The sequence below is a fragment of the Roseateles sp. P5_E11 genome (genome assembly GCF_054049355.1).
The window spans coordinates 1-1,799 of the sequence record NZ_JBFUMO010000851.1 but is presented as its reverse complement, the minus strand read 5'-3'; the positions used below and the strand labels follow the sequence as shown (position 1 = coordinate 1,799).

The window sequence follows — 1,799 nt, the reverse complement described above, 5'->3', positions numbered from 1 at the left end:
GCGTTGCAGCACGCATTCTGGCGAGCCCGCCCCCCACGGGTAAGGGGTGCGGCCGTGCAGAAATCACGCACGCATGACCGGGTTAGCCCTTGGTCACCGCTGCTGCCAATTCCTTCACAGCCAGAAAATGACAAAGCCCTCGCGAGGAGGGCTTCGAAGGGGGCGGGTGGCGCTGATCAGGGCGCTGCGTCGCCGCTTTCATCCTTCTTGATACGCACGGCGCCACGCTTCTTCGGCTCGGCCGGCGCAGGCGCCGCATCACCATTGAGCGTGGGAGCTGCGGCCTCTTCTTCCTTGATGACGCGGGTGTAGGGCGCCAGCATCGTCACCAGCTGCGCGTAGATCTTGGGGTTGCCGGCCACCACTTCACGCTGGTGCAGGAAGTCGGCCTCACCCGTGAAGTTGCCGATCAGGCCACCGGCTTCCGTGATGATGAGCGAGCCCGCCGCCACGTCCCAGGGCTGCAGGCCGGTCTCGAAGAAGGCGTCGTAATAGCCGGCGGCGACATAGCAGAGGTCCAGCGCCGCGGCACCCGGGCGGCGCAGGCCGGCGCAGTGCTGCATGACCTCTTCGAACATCTTCACGTAGCGCTTGAAGTTGTCGCCACGGCGGAAGGGGAAGCCGGTGCCGATCAGCGCGTCGCTCATGCGGGTGCGCTTGGACACGCGCAGGCGGCGGTCGTTGCAGAAGGCGCCGCGGCCCTTGCTGGCGTAGAAGAGGTCGTTGCGGGTCGGGTCGTAGACGACGGCCTGCTGCACGACGCCGCGGTGCGCCAGCGCGATGGACACGCAGTACATCGGCAGGCCGTGGATGAAGTTGGTGGTGCCGTCCAGCGGATCGATGATCCAGACGAACTCGGAATGCTTGGCGCCGTGGGTGCGGCCCGACTCTTCGGCGAGGATGCCGTGGTCCGGGTAGGCGCCCAGCAGCGTCTCGATGATCACCCCTTCTGCGGCGTGGTCGACCTCGGTGACGAAGTCGTTCGGGCTCTTGGTGTTGATGCGCAGAGCTTCGAGGTCCAGCGAGGCGCGGTTGATGATGGCGCCAGCCGCACGCGCCGCCTTGATGGCGACATTGAGCATGGGATGGTGAGACGTTTGCAGCATGCGTGGCACTCGCTGGGAAGAAGGGGCTGACGGGAGGAAAGAGCGGCGGGACCCATGGAGGCGGCCCGGATAATCGCGCGATTCTAGCCGCAGCCTCCGTACAAACCCGTGGAATCCACACGCTTCGTTCTCATCAACACCAGCCACGCCGGCAACGTGGGCGCGACGGCGCGGGCGATGAAGGTGATGGGTTTCCAGGACCTGGTGCTGGTGGCGCCGCGCTTTGCCGACGTGCTCTGCCACGAAGAGGCGGTGGCCATGGCCAGCGGCGCGGCCGACATCCTGGCACGCGCCCGCGTCGTGCCCACGCTGGCCGAGGCGCTGGACGACGTGGACTTCGCCTGCGCCACCGCGATGACGCCGCGCGACTTTGGCCCGCCGACGCGTGAGCCACGTGCACTGTTCGGCGAGCTGGCCGCGCGTGAGGCCGCGCCCCGCCTGGCGCTGGTGTTCGGCTCCGAGCGCTACGGCATGAGCAACGAGGACGTCTACCGCTGTCATGCGGTGCTGAGCATCCCGACCCATCCGGACTACGGCTCGCTCAACCTTGCCCAGGCCGTGCAGTTGCTGGCCTACGACCTGCGCCAGGCCCTCGGCGGCTTCGGCGTGCAGGCACGCACGCCTGACCCGCAACTGGCCGACGCGCGTGCCGTGCAGGGCCTGCTGGATCATCTACAGGCAGCGCTGGTGCAC

2 protein-coding genes are annotated in these 1,799 nt (G+C 67.6%); one reads left to right on the top strand and one right to left on the bottom strand.

Features of this window, described 5'->3' with window-relative positions:
* Positions 1-176: 176 nt before the first annotated feature.
* Entirely contained in the window at positions 177-1,082 is a 906-nt protein-coding gene (locus ACXJKR_RS31365; protein ID WP_457326183.1) for an inositol monophosphatase family protein, read from the bottom strand.
* A 132-nt stretch (positions 1,083-1,214) separates the two neighbouring features.
* Here ACXJKR_RS31365 and ACXJKR_RS31360 point away from each other — a divergent pair.
* On the top strand, positions 1,215-1,799 hold a 585-nt coding region (locus tag ACXJKR_RS31360; protein WP_457326182.1), incomplete at its 3' end, for an RNA methyltransferase.

Excerpts from the sequence above, each read along its gene's own strand:
- ACXJKR_RS31365 (WP_457326183.1), bottom strand. The coding sequence starts at position 1,082 with ATGCTCAATGTCGCCATCAAGGCGGCGCGTGCGGCTGGCGCCATCATC.